The following is an 18,448-nucleotide window of genomic DNA, read 5'->3' as shown; positions in this document are numbered from 1 at the left end:
GGAAGTACAGTTTGTTGAATATCCGTCGTATAACTTTCACCGCTGCAACTATAGCCGCCTGTTCCATCATCGCGCCTCTTCAGGCGAATGCGGCAAATGGTTGTGGAGGCGCATCGTGGTATGCGTTGTCCTCCAAGACTGCTTCAGGCGAGCGTATGAACGCTGCCAACCTGACAGCCGCTCACCGCTCCCTGCGGTTCGGCACCAAGGTCAAGGTTACCAACGCCCGCAACGGCAAGGCGGTCGTGGTGCGCATCAACGACCGCGGGCCATTCATCAAGGGCCGCGTTCTCGATCTTTCCAAGGCTGCCGCCAAGAACATCGGCATGATCAGTTCCGGCACCGCCAAGGTCTGCTATGAGGTCGTCAAGGCCGATTGAGCCTTGCCCTCGCCGCCTTTCGCGTCTACCAACCGGGCTTATCAGAAGAACGAGGTAGACAATGCGTTTAGGCGGACGTTTGGCCGGAGCGATCGAAGTATTGGCGGACATTGAGGGACGCAGACGTCCCGTCGCCGATGCTCTGAAGGATTGGGGCCTTGCCCATCGTTTCGCCGGTTCCGGCGACAGGGCGGCCATCGGCAACATCGTCTATGACGCGCTGCGCATGAAGCTCTCGCACGCCTGGCTGATGGATGATGATAGCGCTTCCTCTCTCGCCTACGCAGTTTTGCTGCGGCAATGGGGCAAAAGCTTCGAGGCGCTCGCGGCGGAATTCGAAGGCGACAAGTTCGCCCCCGCCGCACCCGATGCGGAAAAGCAGCAGGCGTTCTTATCCCGTTCGCTCACCGAGGCGCCGGCCTATATTCAGGGCGATATTCCCGAATGGGTGCAAACTTCCTTTGAAACGGCATTTGGAGAGCGCTGGCTCACCGAGGCGCAGGCGCTGAACGAGCGCCCCACGCTTGATCTTCGCGCCAACACGCTGAAGGCAACGCGCGACAAGGTGCTGAAGGCGCTGGAGGAGAGCGGCGCGGAAGCCACGCAGATTGCCCGGCAGGGCGTTCGTATACCGGCCGGCGCAGGACCTTCCCGCCTTCCGAACGTGACAGCCGAACTTTCCTTTCAGAAGGGCTGGTTCGAGGTGCAGGACGAAGGTTCGCAGATCGTCGCCGATCTTGCCGGTGCCCATGAAGGCGAACAGATCCTGGACTTCTGCGCCGGCGGCGGCGGCAAGACGCTGGCCATGGCGGCCAGCATGAACAACAAGGGCCAGGTTCACGCCTTCGATGCTGATCGCAAACGGCTCGCACCGATCATCGAGCGGCTGAAGCGGGCCGGTACACGCAATGTGCAGGTGCATGACCGCGCCTCCGGCCTTGCCCCGTTCGAGGGAAAATTCGACCGCGTCCTGGTCGACGCCCCCTGCACCGGCACCGGAACATGGCGCCGCCGCCCTGATACGAAATGGCGGCTGACGGCTCGCAATCTGGAAGAGCGTGTGCAGCAGCAGGGCGAGGCGCTTTCGCAGGCGAAGAGCTTCGTGCGACCGGGCGGCGAGTTGCTTTATGTTACCTGTTCGGTATTGCCGGAAGAAAACGAACAGCAGGTGCGCCGCTTCTGTGAGGAGAACCCTGAATTTGCCATTGAGTCCGCGATTGAGCGCTGGCAGACGATTTTCGGCGGCAAAGCGAATAAACCGCATTCTTCCGATGGCAAGACAGTAACGCTGACGCCTGCAACCACAGATACGGATGGATTCTTCTTTTGCGTGATGAACCGCAAAGCATAAAACAGGTTTTGCACGCAGCGATTTTAGTTGAGGAGCGCGGCGCGGCGTTGTTTCTAAGCATTCTAAACTAGAATGTTTGACACAAGTTTGTGATTAGGTCAGAACTCGCCTGCCGCAGCGCGACGTTATGTCGTGTCTGCCGAAGGAGAGGGTTCATGATCCGCAAGACAATTCTCAGCGCGTCCTTCGCGCTTCTGGCCGCATCGGCGGTCTTCACCGCGCCACCTGCACGGGCAGCGACCGACGCCGCAGCCGTGATCAAGCATTATGCGGATGTGGCCCATGCCAAATATGAGGATTCGCTGACCACCGCGAAGGCGCTCGACAAGGCTATCGACGCGCTGATCGCAACGCCGAGCGAAGAGACCCTCAAAGCCGCCCGCGAAGCCTGGATCAAGGCGCGCGTTCCCTATCAGCAGTCGGAAGTCTATCGTTTCGGCAATCCGCTTGTCGATGCCTGGGAAGGCAAGGTCAACGCCTGGCCGCTGGATGAGGGTCTGATCGATTATGTCGACTCCTCTTACGGTACGGAAAGCGATGAGAACGAGCTCTACGTTGCCAACATCATTGCCAATCCGAAGATCAAGATCAGCGGTGAGGACGTCGACGCCTCCAAGATCACCCCGGAGCTGATCGAAAGCCTACACGAGGCGGGGGATGTTGAAGCCAATGTGACGACCGGTTACCATGCCATTGAGTTCCTGCTCTGGGGTCAGGATCTGAACGGCACCGGGCCGGGCGCCGGCAACCGCCCCTACACAGATTACGACAAGGCGAATTGCACCAATGGCAATTGTGACCGCCGCGCAGATTACCTGAAATCAGCCTCCACTCTCCTGATCAAGGATCTTCAGGAAATGGTGGATGCCTGGGCGCCGGAGGGTGAGGCGACGAAGACGGTGGAAGCCGATCCGAAAGCGGGCCTCACCGCCATTTTGACCGGCATGGGTTCACTCTCCTATGGTGAGCTTGCGGGCGAGCGCATGAAGCTTGGCCTGCTGCTGCATGATCCTGAAGAGGAGCATGATTGCTTCTCGGACAATACCTATAATTCGCATCTCAACGACGCGATCGGCATCGCGGCCGCCTATACGGGGGACTACACCCGCGTGGACGGCACGAAGATGACTGGTGCGTCGCTGTCGGAACTCGTCGGCGCCAAGGACAAAGCGCTGAACGACGAGATGCTGGCAAAGCTTAACAAGACGCTCGACGCCATGCATGCGATGGAAAAGCGTGCCCAGACGGTCGAGGCCTACGACCAGATGATCGGCGAAGGCAACAAGGAAGGAAACGCCGTGGTTCAGGCGGCCATCGATGGCCTGATCGACCAGACCAAGACGGTCGAACGCGTTATTGCGGCACTCGATCTTGGCAAGATCCAGCTTGAGGGTTCGGACAGCCTGGACAATCCGACCACCGTCTTCAAATAATCATTCGGGCGGGCCGCAGTCCACTGCGGCCCGCCTGTCAAATGTGCTTTCCCACCGTCATGGAAATGTCGCTGCCTCCGATCCGCAAGCCGTTTTTCGTCGCCGGGGCAGCCTGCCTGGTGGCGTCGGTGACGCTCGCGGCACCGCTGCGTGACGACCTGACGGAGGCCGACCGAAGCCGCGTGCTGGCTGTCACTGCGCCGACGACCGATTTCACGAAGCCGGAGCCCTTCGAGGCCATGTCCGGCGGCGCGACCACCAGCACCGGCAAGGTCGATGGCAACGCATTTTCCCATCCGTCCGCGACGATGCCTTTCGAACGAAAGCAGGATTTCAAGCTTGGCAACGCGCTTTTCCAGAAACTTTGGGTTTCCTCGCCCTCCTCCACACAGGCCTCGGATGGGCTCGGCCCTCTCTATAACGCGCGATCCTGCCAGACCTGCCACGTGAATGACGGCAGGGGCCGCCCGCCACTTGCCGGAGAAGACCCCGTTTCTCTGTTTCTGCGGTTGGCGCGACCGGCCCGGGACGAGACGGAACGGGCAGCGATTGCGCGCCATGAGGTGCTGAATTTTCCCGATGAGACCTATGGCCGGCAGTTGCAGACTCTGGCTATCCCGGGGCTCGCAGCCGAAGGCAAACCGGTCATCACCTACACTGAAGCGCCGGTCAAGCTTTCGGATGGTGAAGTGATAATGCTGCGCAAGCCTGCCTACGTCGTTAAAGATTTGAGTTATGGCCCCATCGGCGCTGACACGACGCTGTCAGCGCGCATTGCCATGCCCACGCTCGGGCTTGGTCTCATCGAAGCGATTGGGCAGGCCGATATTCTGGCCAATGCCGACCCTGACGATAAAGATGGCAACGGCATTTCCGGGCGTCCGGCATGGGTGAAGGATCACCGCACCGGCGAGACGAAGCTTGGCCGGTTTGGCTGGAAAGCGCAGAATGCCAGCGTGCGCGACCAGAGCGCCAGCGCCTTTTCCCACGATATCGGCATTTCCACGCCGGATGCGCCGAATGCCTATGGCGATTGCACTTCTGCACAGAAGAACTGTCTTGCCATGCCGACGGGCGTGCAACACCGGCTTGGGCCGGTGGAAGCACCCGATCCCATACTCGATCTCGTAACTTTCTACACCGAAAACCTCGCCGTCCCTCGCCGCCGAGATGTTGATGATCCGGTCGTCCTCCATGGAAAGCAACTTTTCTATACGTCCGGCTGCACGGCCTGCCACACGCCGAAATTCGTCACCCGCCGCGACGCCACCGACCCCATGCATTCCTTTCAGTTGATCTGGCCCTATTCGGATTTCCTGTTGCACGACATGGGAGAGGATCTTGCCGATGGTCAGCAGGTGGGCGAAGCCAGCGGGCGGCACTGGCGCACCCAGCCGCTCTGGGGTATCGGCTTGACGCAGCGCGTGAACGGTAACGGCTTTTACCTGCACGATGGCAGGGCGCGCAGCCTGCTGGAAGCGATATTGTGGCACGGTGGCGAAGGGAAGACGGCGCGCGACGCCTTCGCCGCCTTGCAAAAATCCGACCGGCAGGCTTTGCTGGCCTTTCTGGAGTCCCTTTGATGAAGCTTGCCATGCGAAAATTATCCAGTGTCCTGTCCGTTTTTCTGCTTTTCGCTGCGCCCCTGGCAAGGGCGCAGGATGTGGAACTGCTGCCACCACCGCCGCTTGACCCTGTGCAGGTGCGCAGCGTGATGGAAAAGGCGGTGAATGGATTTATCCGCCCCGGCTACGACCACTTCAGGGGGGCCGCGGAAAAACTCGAGGGCAGCATGAAAGCCCTTTGCGAAGCTCCCTCCCCGGTGACGGAAACAGCGGCCAAGGTGGCTTTTGCCGATACCGTATCAAGCTGGTCGACCATCGAAATCGTGCGGGTTGGACCTGTCATCGAGAAGAACCGTTTCGAACGCGTGCTTTATTACCCCGACAAGAAGGGTCTCGGCCTGAAGCAGGTGCAGCGTTACCTTTCGGAAAAGGATGAAAGCGTTACCACCGCCGATGGCCTGAAAGGCAAGAGCGTCGCGGCACAGGGGCTTGGCGCGCTGGAATTCGTGCTTTACGGCACGGGCGCGGAAGAATTGCTCGACAAGAAGGGCGATTTCCGCTGCCGCTTCGGCGCCGCCATCGCCGGTAACATCGCCAATGTGGCGACAGAGCTTTCCGACAGCTGGAACGCGCCTGATGGTGCACAGAAAAACTGGACACAGCCGGGACCGGACAACCCCGTCTTCCGCGACGAGCGCGAGGCGCTCGTCGGGTTGCTCGGCATTCTCGTGCACGGCGCAGAGGCAATCCGCGACCAGCGGATCGAAACCTTCTACAAGGGACCGGACAAGGCAATCTTTGCCCGAACCGCCATTTACTGGCGATCCGGCCTGACCTGGAAGAGCATCTCCGCCAATATCAAAGCTGTTCAGACGCTGCTGCACGCAGCGGATATGGTCGAACTCGTGCCGCCCGACCAGCGCTCCATTGTCAACTCCATCGACTTCATCGCCAAATCGATGGTCCGCGTCGCCGGAACCATCGACACCGATGTGCAGAAGGCACTGGATCAGGACGATCAGCGCGCGAAAGTGGATTATCTGCTGCTCAATGGCAAAGATCTCATCTACCGCCTCAACGACCAGTATGGCGGGGCGATCGGCCTCAGTTCCGGCTTCTCCTTCGCCGACGGGGATTGAACCGATGGCACCGGATCGTCGACCGCTGCTGATAGACCGGCGCAGCTTCATCAAGGCGGCGGGTATTCCCTTTCTCGCTGCTCTTGCTCCACGGTCACTCCATGCACTGGAGAGAACCGACGCTGTCTTTGCCTCCGCCTTCCGCGCCCGCGATGGCTCCTACGGCATTGCAACGGTAAGCGAAGCGGGCGAGATCATCGACCGGGTCACCCTTCCCGCTCGGGCCCATGGCTTGGCGACCAGCCACGCGACCGGCATGACTGTGGCCTTTTCGCGCCGTCCCGGCACATTTTTCATGGCATTCGACCCTACGCGGCGGCGCGAACCTGTCGTGATGCATACGCCGGAGAACCGCCACTTCTACGGTCACGGGCAGTTCTCGCCGGATGGTTCGATCCTCTACGCCAGCGAAAACGATTTCGATGGCAATCGCGGTGTTATCGGCCTTTATGACGCCCGCAACGGCTTTGCCCGCATCGGCGAATATGACGCGCACGGCATCGGCACACACGATATGACGGTCAGCGATGATGGTCGGCTGATCGTGATCGCCAATGGCGGCATCGAAACCCATCCGGATTTCGGCCGCACGAAACTCAATATCGACGCGATGCAGCCTTCCCTCGTGCTGCTGGATGCCGCAGCGGGCCGGTTGATCCAGAAACACGCTATGCCGGAAAAACTACGGCAGCTTTCCACCCGCCATGTTGATCTTGGTGACGATGGCCGTATCTGGTTCGCATGCCAATATGAGGGACCACGCAACGATCTTCCGCCGCTCGTCGGCCACTTCTCCAGGGGAGAGGATGTAACCTTCCTTGATCTGCCGGAGGAGACAACGATACGCCTTGCCAATTATGTCGGGGCCATCGCGGTCAACAGACACGAAGGGCTGGTGGGCCTCACCTCGCCCAATGGCAACGCCGCGGTGATGCTCGATGCAAAATCCGGTCGTGTCGTTTCCGAGACGCCCATGCGCGAAGCTGCAGGCGTGGCCCCCGCCGCCAAGGGTATCGCGGTTTCCTCCTATGATGGATTTTTCGGATCCATTCGCAGCGACGTCGCGTGGGACCAGCATATCGTGCGCATCGCGGGCTAAAATATTGAAAAGGCTTGGGAACAAAAATATGGGCCGCGCATTGGAAGCGTCATGAAAAACCTCACCGTCTACATTGTTTTTATCGTCGCCGTTGTCGCCATCGGAGCTCTCATCGGCGTCAACAATGTGCCTGGTGAATGGTACCAGTCGCTGCAAAAGCCCTTCTTCAATCCACCGAACTGGATTTTTGGTCCAGTCTGGACAACGCTTTACGTGCTGATCGGCATCGCGGGTGCGCGCACCTGGATCAGAAGGCCCACGGGTACGCGGATGCGCCTCTGGTTCACACAGATGGTCCTCAATTTCCTGTGGTCGCCCATCTTTTTCGGCATGCAAAGCCCGGTCGGCGCGCTCGTCATCATCATCCCCATGCTAATCTGCATCATCGCCTTCATGGTTCTGACTTTTACCCGCGACCGGCTGTCGAGCCTGCTGTTCGCGCCTTACGCGCTGTGGGTCGCTTTTGCCACTGCCTTGAACGCCAGCATCGTCGTGTTGAACTAAAAAGCCGCTATTCCCCTTGCCTTGCCTGACGCGGCGCGCCATGTCAGTTTGCGATCAGGTAGAAGCAGGCAGGGTAAGCCATGGAGATCACGGATCCCGGCGATTTTCGTCAGCGGATAGAAAGCAGCTTTGCACGGCAGGGTGTCGTTCAGGCGATCAATGCCGAGATCAGCCGGATCGAACACCGACTGGTGGAAATTGAGCTACCCTTCCACGATAAGCTGACGCAGCAGCACGGCATCCTGCATGCGGGCGTTATTGCTGCCGGTCTGGATACAGCCTGCACCTATGCCGCCTACACGATCATCGAGCCGGACGCTTCACTCCTGACAATCGAATTCAAGGTGAACCTCATGTCGCCGGGGCGAGGTGAGCGGTTTCTGTTTCGTGGTGAAATCATCAAGCCCGGCAACAATCTGATCGTTGCCGATGGTCGCGCCTACGCGCTGTCAGATGGGCCCGCGAAGCTGATCGCCTCGATGACGGGCACCATGATGGTGGTGAAAGGGCGTGAGGACATTACCGGATGAGCTACCGGCTTTTGCATGTCGCGGATAAATCCGTTCTTTTCGTCATGGCTGCTTCCGCCGAATACGGCCCTCACCTCCAGGCACGGATTGCCCCACTGATGACCGGCGTTGGCCCGGTCGAAGCGGCAAGTTCAGTGACGGCGGTTCTTGCCGGCCTCGATGCCGCGGATCACCTGCCCGATCTTGTCGTCTCGCTCGGCTCTGCCGGGTCGCGAACGCTGGAGCAAACGGGCATTTATCAGGCGGTGTCGGTGTCCTACCGCGATATGGATGCGTCCGCCTTCGGTTTCGAGAAGGGGCGTACGCCTTTCCTGGACCTGCCAGTCGAGGTGCCATTACCACTGCGTATCCCCGATGTTGCGGAGGCAAGGCTCTCAACCGGCGCCAATGTCGTTTCCGGTGCTGCCTACGGTCTGGTCGATGCCGATATGGTGGACATGGAGACGTTTGCGGTTCTGCGCGCCTGCCAGCGCTACGGCGTTCCGCTCGTCGCTCTGCGTGGCATTTCCGATGGCAAGTCGGATGTGAAGCATGTCGATGACTGGACGGAATATCTTGATATCATCGATGAAAAGCTGGCGGAGGTTGTCGAGCGCCTGTCGCGGGCCATCAAAGACGGTTCGATCGCCCTTTAAACCTTGCGATTTTCGCAAATTTCCGCCCATTGCCGCTTCCATGCGGGTTGCCTAAAGCCGTCATTTTCTTTAAAGGCTCGCCATGACCCAGATAGCCCATCCCGACAGCATTCTCATCATCGATTTCGGCAGCCAGGTGACGCAGCTGATTGCGCGCCGCATCCGCGAAGCCGGGGTCTATTGCGAAATCCATCCGTTTCAGAACGCCGCAGAGGCTTTCGAGAAGCTTCAGCCGAAGGGCGTAATCTTCTCGGGCGGCCCGGCATCGGTAACGGCGGAAGGCAGCCCGCGCGCACCGCAGGCAGTGTTTGACAGCAAGGTTCCGATCCTTGGCATCTGCTATGGTCAGCAAACTCTCTGCACGCAGCTCGGCGGTGTCGTGGAAGGTGGCCATGCGGCGGAATTCGGCCGTGCCGATATCGACATCAAGAAGGCAAGCCCACTGTTCGACGGTTTCTGGGAACAGGGCAAGAGCTATCCCGTCTGGATGAGCCATGGCGATCGCGTCACGAAGCTGCCGGAAGGTTTCGAAGTTATCGCAACCTCCGAGAACGCTCCTTTCGCCATCGCGGCTGACGAGAAGCGTCACTATTACACGACCATGTTCCACCCGGAAGTGGTGCACACGCCCGATGGCGGCAAGCTGCTCTCCAACTTCGTGCATAAGATCGTCGGCCTCAAATCCGACTGGACGATGGCGGCCTATCGCGCCGAGATGATCCGCAAGATCCGCGAGCAGGTCGGCACTGGTCGCGTGCTCTGTGCATTGTCCGGCGGCGTCGATTCCTCGGTTGCAGCTATCCTCATCCACGAGGCGATCGGCGATCAGCTGACCTGCGTTTACGTTGACCACGGCCTGATGCGGCTTGGCGAAAGCGAGCAGGTCGTCGGCATGTTCCGTGACCACTACAATATTCCGCTCGTTCACGTCGATGCGTCCGACCTCTTCCTCGGCGAACTCTCTGGCGTTTCCGATCCTGAGGTAAAGCGCAAGACGATCGGCCGCCTGTTCATTGAAGTGTTCGAGGCCGAAGCGGCCAAGATCGCTGCCGATGGCAAGGGTGCACCAAAGTTCCTGGCGCAGGGGACGCTGTACCCCGACGTCATCGAAAGTGTTTCCTTCTCCGGTGGCCCATCCGTCACCATCAAGAGCCACCACAATGTCGGCGGCCTTCCCGAGCGCATGAACATGCAGCTTGTGGAACCGCTGCGCGAGCTCTTCAAGGACGAAGTTCGTGCGCTCGGCCGCGAACTCGGCCTGCCGGAAAGCTTCATCGGTCGCCACCCCTTCCCTGGTCCGGGTCTTGCAATCCGCTGCCCCGGCGCGATCACGCGCGAGAAGCTCGATATTCTGCGCAAGGCGGATGCGATTTATCTCGATGAAATCCGCAAGGCGGGTCTCTACGACACCATCTGGCAGGCCTTTGCCGTGCTTCTGCCGGTGCAGACCGTAGGCGTCATGGGCGACTATCGCACGTATGACTTCGTCTGCGCCCTGCGCGCAGTGACCTCGGTAGACGGCATGACCGCCGATTTCTATCCCTACGACATGAATTTCCTCGGCCGTGCGGCAACCCGCATCATCAACGAAGTGCGCGGCATCAACCGTGTCGTTTACGATGTGACAAGCAAGCCGCCCGGCACGATCGAGTGGGAATAAGGGCTACATCGACACGGTTGATGTGGTCCCTCAATATGAAGCGTCAAACCTCGCTTTAAAGACAACGCCGCGACTGGTTCGCGGCGTTTCTGTTCTGCTTGGCGAGGTGGAACATCTGGGGATTGAGGCCAACGAAGGATCGCAATTGCTCACGCCCGCCGAGAGTCATAAGCGGCAGTCGCAGATCACTTCAATGCACCGAGCATCGCGAAAGCTCCCCGCCACTAGCAAGTGTCACTTCACGAAGCCATTCCTGATCAGGAAGTCGATCGCTACCTCTTTCGGCGATTCGCCGCCAAGCTGAACGCGCGCGTTCAGTTCCTGCAACGCTTTAAGGTCAAGCGCAGCGAATACGGGCTTCAGAAGTTGCTTAATGAAAGGGTGTTTTTTTAGAACGTCTTCGCGAATGATCGGCGCGGGTTGATAGACCGATTGCGCGTGCTTGTCATCCTCCATCACAACAAGATCGGAACGAGAGATGCCGCCATCCGTGCCATGAACAATTGCCGCATTGGCGTTGTCCGTCCGGTTTGCTGCCGCGGCAATGGTGGACGCAGTATTTCCGGCGGAAGCAGTGGTCAGCTGATCAGACTTCAAGGTAAAGCCGTATGCGGTCTGAAAGGCCGGTAATCCTGCGGCCGAATGAATGAACTCCGATGAAGCCGCAACAACCACTGTTCCGCCCTCGACGACAAATCTGGCGAAGTCGGACAGCGTCTTTAGCTCGTTCTTGTCGGCAACATCCTTGCGCAACGCAATAGCCCAAGCCCTGTTCGCAGGGGATGGCGTCAGCCAGACGATCTTGTTGGCGTCATAATCCAGTCTCTTCGCTTCCTCATACGCTGTCGAAGCGCCTTTCCAGAGCGGATCGTCCGCCCTGGAAAAAAAGAACGCGGCGTTGCCGGTGTATTCGGGGTAGATGTCGATCTCTCCCGCGATCATCGCCTTGCGTATAACTGGAGTGGTTCCAAGCCGAAGACGATAAGTGGTTTCGATCTTGTTATGGTTGAGGACGGCGAGGATGATGTTGCCGAGAACGGCGCTCTCCTCATCAATCTTCGACGAGACCACCACTTGGCACTGCGCAACGGTAGCTGAAAAGGCAATCGCAAGTCCTGCCGCTGTCAACATCATCAAGCGTTTCATACATGGTTCTCCATACCTCAGCGCCCTTCAGATGAAATTGTCACTGCAACCCCGGCAGAACATGAAATGACGGTCAGCCGCCATCTCGCATCCGTGCCCCCTTGCCCATGACAAGAGGCATCAGCACCGAAAGAAATAACAGTCTGATCACATGGTGAGAGCCGACATAGGCCGTATCTGCATGCATCATGACGGCCATCGCCGCCATTGTTTCGAGGCCGCCGGGGGAATAAGCGATCATGACGGCGTTGAGGGGAACGCCCGTGACAGATGAGATGAACCAGGCGATGCTGCCGGCGATCACCATGACGGCGATGGTAACCACAAAACCCGCAACGAAGCCTTTCCGCACCTCCAGCAGCGAAACATTGGAGAAGCGTGTGCCGATCAGGCAGCCAATCAGGACATAGACCGGCAAGCTGAGCCATGTCGGCACGCCGCCCTCGGTGAGGCCGGTAATGTGCGTGCTGATGGAAATCGCAACGCCGCCCAGCAACAGCGCCGCCGGGAACTTCCAGCGCAGGAAAAGCCAGCCGGTTACCAGGGAGGCCACAATGGTGAGGCCGAGAGTGAGAAGGTCCATTGGCGGCTTCGTCAGCAGGGGCTCGGTACTGACGAGATCGAAATATTCGACGATCAGCGGCACCGAAAGTGTGAGCGCCAACACGCGCACGCTTTGCACGATGCTGACGGTCGCAAGGTCGCTTTTCGTCTCTGCGCCAAGGCTGATGATATAGCTGAGATGACCGGGAGAGGCGCCGAGCATCGCGGTCGTCCGGTCGTAGCCGAAACCGTAATGCAATATCCAATAGGCCACGTAAAGCATGATGACGACGGCAACGAGCACGACAACGAAGCTCAGCGGCCATGTCTTCGCGGCGTCAAGCACCGAAGGCGTGACGCTCGTTCCCATGGAAATGCCGACGACGACAAAACAGGCGTTGCGGATGGCGACGGGAATTCCAAGTTTCACGCCAGCAAGGCCGGTCAGCGTCACCGCAAGCGCCGGCCCCGATAGAAACGGGGCGGGAACACCGAGAAGGCTGGCAAGCAGGGCGCCGATGCTGCCAACGAGGGCGGTGAGCGCAAAAGTGTGAAATTCAGGCTTAATGATCATTGCGGCGTTGGTTGGTTGCTTTGAAAAGCTCCACACCAGATGCACACGCTTCGCATCGCCGCGTCAACCTGCCGGGCGAGAAATAGTCGATTTCACGCGTGTCTCATAAATGGCAACGGCGTTAGGGATCAAACGCCGTCGCGTTCTCAATTCACTAGCCGTTACCGATGATGATCCCGGCCGCGAGCACCAGTGAGCCACCGAGGACGACCTGAAACACCGCGCGCAGAAAGGGTGTTTCCATGAAACGGTTCTGGATGAAGGCGATGGCCCAGAGTTCCACAAAAACGACGATGGCTGCAATGGCTGTTGCGGTCCAGAAATGGGGAATGAGATAGGGCAACGCATGACCGAGGCCACCGACAGCCGTCATAATGCCCGATGCAAGACCCCGCTTCAGCGGCGATCCACGTCCTGAAAGCTTGCCATCATCGTGGGCGGCTTCCGTAAAGCCCATGGAAATGCCGGCACCGACGGAAGCGGAAAGACCGATGAGGAAGGTCTGCCATGTGTCCTGCGTAGCGAATGCCGCCGCGAAGATCGGCGCCAGCGTCGAGACGGAGCCGTCCATCAGTCCGGCGAGACCAGGCTGAATATACGTCAGGAGAAACTGCCGCTTGGCGGTTTCCTCCTCTTCCGTCCGCCCGTTTTCATCGAGGTGTTTTTCCTCCAGCATATGGGCGATATCTTCGTGGCCCCGTTCAGCCTCCGCCAGATCGCCGAGGAGCTTGCGCGTCGAGGCGTCGGTCGTACGCTTGACCGCTTCGTCATAAAACCGGATGGCCTGCGCTTCCATCAATTCCGCCTGGGCCCTGATCTTGTCGAGCGACAAGTTCTTCACCAGCCAATCCGGTGCGCGTTCATAAAAACCGCGCACATGTTCACGGCGGATCAGCGGTATCGTCTCACCAAAACGCTCGCGATGCATCTCGATCAGGACATTCCGGTGCTGCTGCTCGACCTCTGCCATATCGTCGAAGACTTTGGCCGATTGCGGATACTGGCCGCGAAGATGATCGGCATAGGACCGGTAGATCCGGGAATCATCCTCTTCGGAGGAGATGGCAAGCGCGAGAATCTCCTGCTCGCTCAGGGAGGAAAAGGGGCGTTTGGAAAGAGAGAAAAGACTACGGAACATCGCGGGACCTCTTTAGAATAATTCTAAATACATCCGACTTATATCAGGATCAAGACATTTTAGAATTATTCCAAAAGACGATAGGTCGCATTGCAGCCGACGTTGTCGGGGTATAAATCCGGTTGAAAGGAAAAACGATGCAGCAACAGATCACAGGGCGTGCCGCCCATCATGCCGACATCAAGCAGAAGGCCGAAAAGGCGATGGCTGATATCGGCGTCGATGCCGCCTTCATTAGCCTGCTCGTGGAGACATTTTACAGCCGTGTTCTTGAACATCCCACGTTAGGCCCCGTGTTCGATGCGCGGCTTGCCGGACGCTGGCCGGAACACATGGCCAGAATGAAGCAATTCTGGACGGCGATTGCTTTCAAAGACGGTCATTACGGGGGCAAACCGGTGCAGGCGCATCTGGGCGTAAAGGGCATGTCCGCAGGGCTTTTTCCGCAGTGGCTCGCGCTGTTTTCAGCCACGCTTGATGATATCGCGCCCAGCAAAGAGGCCCATGACTGGTTCATGGAAACGGCAGAGCGCATCGCGAAAAGCCTGACGCTTTCACTGTTTTATAATCCTGCGCTTGACGACCCTGCCTTGAAGCCGGTCACGCCATAGCCGACGTAGCACGACCAACCAAGAAATGCGCGCTCAAACCAACACCTGTCAGCCTCGCGAGAGATCATGCAGGTCCTAAACATTCCCCTTGCTGATCACTGTGATAAATGTTTAGTAGCCAGCGGGAGGCGTACCGTGCGGTTCGCCTGAGTATGCAGCATAGCAGGGCTTATCGACATGGATCGCAGATCATTTATTCGCAAGGCGGGCGCCGTTGGCGCCGGTGTGACCGCAACTGCGCTGGCCGCCCCGGCCATCGCACAGGAAAACCCGAAGATCACCTGGCGCATGACGTCGTCCTTCACCAAGGGACTCGACATTCTTTTTGGTGCGGGCCAGATTGTCGCCGATCATGTGAAGGAGGCCTCGGGCGGCAACTTCGTCATTCAGCACTTTGCCGGTGGTGAGATCGTTCCTGCGCTGCAGGCCGCGGACGCCGTAACGGCAGGAACCGTCGAAATGGCGCATACCTGTTCCTATTATTACGTTGGCAAGGACCCGACCTTCGCGCTCGGCACCTCGGTTCCCTTTGGCTTGAATGCGCGCCAGACGAATGCCTGGTTCAACCAGGCCGGCGGCAACGAGCTGCTCAATGAATTCCTCGCCCAGCACAATATCTACTCGGTACTGCTCGGCAACACCGGTGCCCAGATGGGCGGCTGGTTCCGCAAGGAAATCAATACCATCGACGACCTGAAGGGTCTGAAGATGCGTATCGCCGGCCTGACCGGCCAGGTGATGCAGAAGGTTGGCGTGACACCGCAGCAGATCGCCGGCGGCGATGTCTATGCCGCGCTGGAAAAGGGCACGATCGACGCCACCGAATTCGTCGGTCCCTATGACGACCAGAAGCTCGGTTTCTACAAGGTCGCGAAGTACTATTACTATCCGGCATGGTGGGAAGGCGGCCCGGCCGTGCATGCTTTCGTCAACCTGCAGAAGTTCAACGATCTGCCAGAGAACTACAAGCGCATCCTGAAAGACGCCTGCGCCGCCGGCAGCGCCAGCATGCTGGAGCGCTACGATGCCCGCAACCCGAAGGCGCTCAAGGAACTCGTGGCACAGGGCGCCATCCTGCGCCCCTTCAGCCAGGAAATCCTGGATGTCTGCCACAAGGCGGCGCAGGAAACCTATGCTGAGATTTCAGCCAAGAACGAGAGCTTCAGAAAGATCTACGAAAGCCAGCAGGCCTTCAAGAAGGACGCCTATCTCTGGGCCCAGATCGCCGAATATACCTATGATACCTACATGATGATCCAGCAGCGCAACGGCACGCTCTGATCCGCGATCATTTACTGACGATCTTTAGACGGTCATCCTGCATCTGCTGGGTGGCCGTTTTGTTTGACGAGACCAGCTTCCACACCTCCCTCTCACGCCAGTCAACCGGGCTCATTCCGGTCACGCGGCGAAATTCGCGGTTGAAGTTCGACTTCGTCTGAAAGCCGGACGAGAACATGACCGCCGTTACCGATTGCTGCGTTTCCTCGAGAAGCCGGCAGGCTTCGCGGATGCGCAGCTGGTTGACATATTGCGAGACATTGATGCCGAGCAAGCGATTGATCGCACCGGATATCTGCCGGCTTGGCAGGCCGAGGCGCCGTGCAAGCCGGGACAGGTTGAGGTTCTCGTCGCGGTAAAGCGCGTGCGCCTCCATCAAACGGTCGATCCTTGCGACGATGTCCCTGTCCTGTTCGGATGGTTCTGCCGACGGCGACAAATCAGAAACCGGCTCCGCGGCCGCTTGTGGCGCTTTGCTTTTACCGGCGAGAGCAGCCATGAGGCCGATCAAGAGCAGGCCAAAAAGATTGGCGTTGCTGACGAGGGCTGCGACATTTTCGCCCCGCGCCCACTGGAAATCAAAAAACACCAGCAGATCGAAAAGAGCGGAAACACACAAAGCAATGGCAGCGATGATCAGCGCCCGATGCGCCGAGCCAACGTTGGCGAATTGCGCCTCATCAAGCCCATCCGGGCCCTTCCTCCCCAGAAGAAGGAGCGCGACGGCATGGCCGACAAAGAGGACGATCAGGGCAAGGTCAATCGCAGCGGGAAGGGTAAATTCCAGCACGACGATCAACAATGGCGACACGAGCAGACTGGCGAGCATCGTTCTGCGGCTTTCGGCCCCCGCCCCTATCAATCCGCGAAAGGCGATGTAGACGAGCGGCGGCAGGCAGGCGGCAAGGATCGGCAGAACATAACGTATTTCGCTGATACCGTACCCCCAGCGCAGGCCGACAAGGATGGATTGCACGGCGCAAAGGGCAATGGACGCCAGAAAGGCCCGGTTGGTCCGCACATCGTCTCCGCTTCGCAGGAAGACGATGAACATGACGATCAACAGAAGCGCCACGACAAAAGGCAGCGGAATGAACAGCACGAGCGATATCCCATCAGCGAGACTCAATATTGCCCAGTCATGGACCAGATCGCGTTTCGGTACGACCTGAAACGCGATTAAGGACGCGGAAAAGCGGCGCTGGCGCAGACTGCACCTCGTTCCTTTCACTGCACGAGGTTTTCATGCACACCTTCACCACCATTACGACCTTACTGTTTTCCGCTCTGGCCACCCAACCGCTTTTTGCGGGTGAGGCTGTCGGCGTCAGCAACATTGCCATTCACTCGCCTGAACGGGGCAAGGACCTTGCTGTGACGATCTGGTATCCAACGGACGGCAAGGGCACGCAGGTGTTTTCAGGCGAGGACCGCATTTTTCAGGACACATCCGCCTTCAAGGACGCTGCGCTGCAGTCTGGCCGTCTTCCGCTGGTGCTTCTCTCCCATGGCTCGGGTGCCAGCGTGCGCAGCATGTCCTGGATCGCCTCGAAACTTGCCAGCGAAGGTTTCATTGTGGCCGGAGCCAACCACCCCGGCACGACCAGCGGCGATTCCACGCCGGCCGATACGCCTAAAATCTGGGAACGGACCGGCGATCTTTCTACAATCGTCACGGCCCTCACGACACAAGGCCAATGGTCGGCCTCTATCGATGCGCGCAGAATCGGCGTTCTCGGCTTTTCGCTGGGCGGCAGCGCCGCCATGGAGATTTCGGGCGCGCGCGCCGATCTTGATGCCTATTCGCGTTATTGCGAAGACTATGCCACGATGCCAGATTGCCAGTGGTTTGCTGGCGGACGGGGTTACCAGAACGACGAACCGGTCAACGTGCCGAAGCTTGATCTGCGATCTCTGGACAAAGCCCGTTTCGAGCAGCAGAACCGCGACACGCGTATCCGCTCCGCCGTACTCGTCGATCCCGGTCTGGCGTTGGCCTTCAAACAGGAGAGCTTGCAGAAGGTCGACATTCCGCTGACCTTCATCAATCTTGGCAGCAAGGGAAAAATTCCGGCGGCTGTGCTGGCGGACAAGCTCGCGGAGGATGTGCCCGGCGCCATCTACCACCGAGTGGACGGGGCCAATCATTTCAGCTTCCTGCCGTTGTGCAAACCGGATGCGGATGCGTTTCTCAAATCCATCGGCGAGCGCGATCCAATCTGCGAACCGGCCGGGCCGCGAGACCGGGCCGAAATCCACGCAGAACTCGAGAAGATCATCATCGACGCCTTCAACCGGACGCTGAAGCCGGGGCAATAGAGGCCTTAGCCGATCCGTTTGTAAAACAGGGTCGTGCCGCAATAGCGGCCATCGGGAAACAGGGCGTAGTCCGGGATAACGCCCACCCGTTCCCAACCGAGGCGAGGATAAATCGCCTCGGCATCGCTGCCCGTGGCCGTATCCAGCACCAGAAGGCTGCGGCCACGCTTCGCCGCTTCTTCTTCCGCCCTTTGCATGAGCTTGCGTGCGAGGCCGAGACCACGTGCCGAGGGATGCACGAGAAGCTTCATGAGATCGCCGCGATGCGGTTGATTGGGTTTGGAAGCGAGACCCACCTGCACGGTGCCCATCACCTGGCCCTCCACTTCAGCGACCACATGGATGGTGCTGCCGTCCGTTACATTTTCCGCGACGGATCGCCAGAAAGGCTCCGCATCCTGCGGCGAAAAAGGCAACATGAAGCCAACGGACGCGCCGCCATTCACGCAGGCGGCGAGGACGTCGCAAAGCTCAGGCAGGGCATCGATCGTCTGTTGCCCGTTCAACACGTGGATGGTTGCCATGAATACTCCTTGGGTA

The 18,448-nt window shown here is 59.0% G+C and carries 18 protein-coding genes; 13 read left to right on the top strand and 5 right to left on the bottom strand.

The genetic code is table 11. From position 1 onward, the window contains the following. Nucleotides 1–11: 11 nt before the first annotated feature. The 10 genes from ACUTJJ_RS00490 to guaA all read left to right on the top strand — a co-directional run bounded on the left by ACUTJJ_RS00490 (nucleotide 12) and on the right by guaA (nucleotide 10,296). Nucleotides 12–380, top strand: coding sequence for a septal ring lytic transglycosylase RlpA family protein (locus ACUTJJ_RS00490; protein WP_063949493.1), 369 nt, complete (start codon nucleotides 12–14; stop codon nucleotides 378–380). Nucleotides 381–441: 61 nt separating this feature from the next. Then, complete coding sequence (locus ACUTJJ_RS00485; RefSeq protein WP_445540955.1) at nucleotides 442–1,731, top strand: RsmB/NOP family class I SAM-dependent RNA methyltransferase; 1,290 nt, start codon at nucleotides 442–444, stop codon at nucleotides 1,729–1,731. A 155-nt stretch (nucleotides 1,732–1,886) separates the two neighbouring features. After that, a complete protein-coding gene (locus tag ACUTJJ_RS00480) occupies nucleotides 1,887–3,164 on the top strand; it encodes an imelysin family protein (protein WP_445540954.1) in 1,278 nt (425 codons plus the stop codon). A gap of 59 nt (nucleotides 3,165–3,223) precedes the next feature. Further along, complete coding sequence (locus ACUTJJ_RS00475) at nucleotides 3,224–4,747, top strand: di-heme oxidoreductase family protein (protein WP_445540985.1); 1,524 nt, start codon at nucleotides 3,224–3,226, stop codon at nucleotides 4,745–4,747. Next, on the top strand, nucleotides 4,747–5,868 hold the full coding sequence (locus tag ACUTJJ_RS00470) for an imelysin family protein (RefSeq protein WP_445540953.1): 1,122 nt from the start codon (nucleotides 4,747–4,749) through the stop codon (nucleotides 5,866–5,868). The genes ACUTJJ_RS00475 and ACUTJJ_RS00470 overlap by 1 nt, the downstream gene beginning before the upstream one ends. Nucleotides 5,869–5,872: 4 nt before the next feature. Next, entirely contained in the window at nucleotides 5,873–6,967 is a 1,095-nt protein-coding gene (locus ACUTJJ_RS00465; protein ID WP_445540952.1) for a DUF1513 domain-containing protein, read from the top strand. Nucleotides 6,968–7,018: 51 nt separating this feature from the next. Beyond that, nucleotides 7,019–7,471 carry a TspO/MBR family protein gene (locus ACUTJJ_RS00460; protein ID WP_445540951.1) on the top strand — a complete coding sequence of 151 codons (453 nt, stop codon included), beginning with the start codon at nucleotides 7,019–7,021 and terminating at the stop codon, nucleotides 7,469–7,471. A gap of 80 nt (nucleotides 7,472–7,551) precedes the next feature. Next, nucleotides 7,552–8,001, top strand: coding sequence for a PaaI family thioesterase (locus ACUTJJ_RS00455; RefSeq protein WP_209085889.1), 450 nt, complete (start codon nucleotides 7,552–7,554; stop codon nucleotides 7,999–8,001). Next, nucleotides 7,998–8,636, top strand: coding sequence for a 5'-methylthioadenosine/S-adenosylhomocysteine nucleosidase (locus ACUTJJ_RS00450; protein WP_209085899.1), 639 nt, complete (start codon nucleotides 7,998–8,000; stop codon nucleotides 8,634–8,636). The genes ACUTJJ_RS00455 and ACUTJJ_RS00450 overlap by 4 nt, the downstream gene beginning before the upstream one ends. 82 nt (nucleotides 8,637–8,718) lie before the next feature. Next, on the top strand, nucleotides 8,719–10,296 hold the full coding sequence (gene guaA, locus ACUTJJ_RS00445) for a glutamine-hydrolyzing GMP synthase (RefSeq protein ID WP_445540950.1): 1,578 nt from the start codon (nucleotides 8,719–8,721) through the stop codon (nucleotides 10,294–10,296). 234 nt (nucleotides 10,297–10,530) lie between these two features. Here guaA and osmF read toward each other — a convergent pair whose 3' ends face one another. The 3 genes from osmF to mbfA form a co-directional block, all read right to left on the bottom strand. Continuing rightward, nucleotides 10,531–11,442: a glycine betaine ABC transporter substrate-binding protein OsmF gene (gene osmF / locus ACUTJJ_RS00440; RefSeq protein ID WP_445540949.1), complete on the bottom strand. Its 912-nt coding sequence runs from the start codon at nucleotides 11,440–11,442 to the stop codon at nucleotides 10,531–10,533. Between the two features lie 73 nt (nucleotides 11,443–11,515). Further along, a complete protein-coding gene (locus ACUTJJ_RS00435) occupies nucleotides 11,516–12,559 on the bottom strand; it encodes an AbrB family transcriptional regulator (RefSeq protein ID WP_445540948.1) in 1,044 nt (347 codons plus the stop codon). Between the two features lie 154 nt (nucleotides 12,560–12,713). Then, complete coding sequence (gene mbfA, locus ACUTJJ_RS00430; protein WP_445540947.1) at nucleotides 12,714–13,697, bottom strand: iron exporter MbfA; 984 nt, start codon at nucleotides 13,695–13,697, stop codon at nucleotides 12,714–12,716. A 137-nt stretch (nucleotides 13,698–13,834) separates the two neighbouring features. Here mbfA and ACUTJJ_RS00425 point away from each other — a divergent pair, with 137 nt between their 5' ends. Together ACUTJJ_RS00425 and ACUTJJ_RS00420 are read left to right on the top strand one after the other, a co-directional pair. Further along, nucleotides 13,835–14,308 (top strand): group III truncated hemoglobin, encoded by a 474-nt coding sequence (locus tag ACUTJJ_RS00425; protein WP_445540946.1) that lies wholly within the window; start codon nucleotides 13,835–13,837, stop codon nucleotides 14,306–14,308. Between the two features lie 177 nt (nucleotides 14,309–14,485). Beyond that, nucleotides 14,486–15,589 carry a TRAP transporter substrate-binding protein gene (locus tag ACUTJJ_RS00420; RefSeq protein WP_445540945.1) on the top strand — a complete coding sequence of 368 codons (1,104 nt, stop codon included), beginning with the start codon at nucleotides 14,486–14,488 and terminating at the stop codon, nucleotides 15,587–15,589. Between the two features lie 7 nt (nucleotides 15,590–15,596). Here the strand turns inward: ACUTJJ_RS00420 and ACUTJJ_RS00415 are convergent, their stop codons facing one another. Beyond that, nucleotides 15,597–16,691 carry a helix-turn-helix domain-containing protein gene (locus ACUTJJ_RS00415; RefSeq protein WP_445540944.1) on the bottom strand — a complete coding sequence of 365 codons (1,095 nt, stop codon included), beginning with the start codon at nucleotides 16,689–16,691 and terminating at the stop codon, nucleotides 15,597–15,599. A gap of 143 nt (nucleotides 16,692–16,834) precedes the next feature. Between ACUTJJ_RS00415 and ACUTJJ_RS00410 the strand changes: the two genes are divergently transcribed. Next, nucleotides 16,835–17,908, top strand: coding sequence for an alpha/beta hydrolase family protein (locus ACUTJJ_RS00410; RefSeq protein WP_445540943.1), 1,074 nt, complete (start codon nucleotides 16,835–16,837; stop codon nucleotides 17,906–17,908). Between the two features lie 5 nt (nucleotides 17,909–17,913). Here the strand turns inward: ACUTJJ_RS00410 and ACUTJJ_RS00405 are convergent, their stop codons facing one another. Then, nucleotides 17,914–18,432, bottom strand: a complete 519-nt coding sequence (locus tag ACUTJJ_RS00405) for a GNAT family N-acetyltransferase (RefSeq protein ID WP_445540942.1) — start codon at nucleotides 18,430–18,432, stop codon at nucleotides 17,914–17,916. Nucleotides 18,433–18,448: the final 16 nt, after the last annotated feature.

This window comes from Agrobacterium sp. DKPNP3 (assembly GCF_052686535.1).
Note: the sequence above shows the minus strand (reverse complement) of the source record. Positions and strands in the feature narration are given on the sequence as shown.

What these genes read in the sequence shown, in the direction of transcription:
- ACUTJJ_RS00455 (WP_209085889.1), top strand. Translation starts at nt 7,552, where the DNA reads ATGGAGATCACGGATCCCGGCGATTTTCGTCAGCGGATAGAAAGCAGC.
- osmF (WP_445540949.1), bottom strand. Translation starts at nt 11,442, where the DNA reads ATGAAACGCTTGATGATGTTGACAGCGGCAGGACTTGCGATTGCCTTT.
- ACUTJJ_RS00465 (WP_445540952.1), top strand. Translation starts at nt 5,873, where the DNA reads ATGGCACCGGATCGTCGACCGCTGCTGATAGACCGGCGCAGCTTCATC.
- mbfA (WP_445540947.1), bottom strand. Translation starts at nt 13,697, where the DNA reads ATGTTCCGTAGTCTTTTCTCTCTTTCCAAACGCCCCTTTTCCTCCCTG.
- ACUTJJ_RS00485 (WP_445540955.1), top strand. Translation starts at nt 442, where the DNA reads ATGCGTTTAGGCGGACGTTTGGCCGGAGCGATCGAAGTATTGGCGGAC.
- ACUTJJ_RS00425 (WP_445540946.1), top strand. Translation starts at nt 13,835, where the DNA reads ATGCAGCAACAGATCACAGGGCGTGCCGCCCATCATGCCGACATCAAG.
- guaA (WP_445540950.1), top strand. Translation starts at nt 8,719, where the DNA reads ATGACCCAGATAGCCCATCCCGACAGCATTCTCATCATCGATTTCGGC.
- ACUTJJ_RS00405 (WP_445540942.1), bottom strand. Translation starts at nt 18,432, where the DNA reads ATGGCAACCATCCACGTGTTGAACGGGCAACAGACGATCGATGCCCTG.
- ACUTJJ_RS00475 (WP_445540985.1), top strand. Translation starts at nt 3,224, where the DNA reads ATGGAAATGTCGCTGCCTCCGATCCGCAAGCCGTTTTTCGTCGCCGGG.
- ACUTJJ_RS00420 (WP_445540945.1), top strand. Translation starts at nt 14,486, where the DNA reads ATGGATCGCAGATCATTTATTCGCAAGGCGGGCGCCGTTGGCGCCGGT.
- ACUTJJ_RS00450 (WP_209085899.1), top strand. Translation starts at nt 7,998, where the DNA reads ATGAGCTACCGGCTTTTGCATGTCGCGGATAAATCCGTTCTTTTCGTC.
- ACUTJJ_RS00435 (WP_445540948.1), bottom strand. Translation starts at nt 12,559, where the DNA reads ATGATCATTAAGCCTGAATTTCACACTTTTGCGCTCACCGCCCTCGTT.
- ACUTJJ_RS00480 (WP_445540954.1), top strand. Translation starts at nt 1,887, where the DNA reads ATGATCCGCAAGACAATTCTCAGCGCGTCCTTCGCGCTTCTGGCCGCA.
- ACUTJJ_RS00460 (WP_445540951.1), top strand. Translation starts at nt 7,019, where the DNA reads ATGAAAAACCTCACCGTCTACATTGTTTTTATCGTCGCCGTTGTCGCC.
- ACUTJJ_RS00410 (WP_445540943.1), top strand. Translation starts at nt 16,835, where the DNA reads ATGCACACCTTCACCACCATTACGACCTTACTGTTTTCCGCTCTGGCC.
- ACUTJJ_RS00470 (WP_445540953.1), top strand. Translation starts at nt 4,747, where the DNA reads ATGAAGCTTGCCATGCGAAAATTATCCAGTGTCCTGTCCGTTTTTCTG.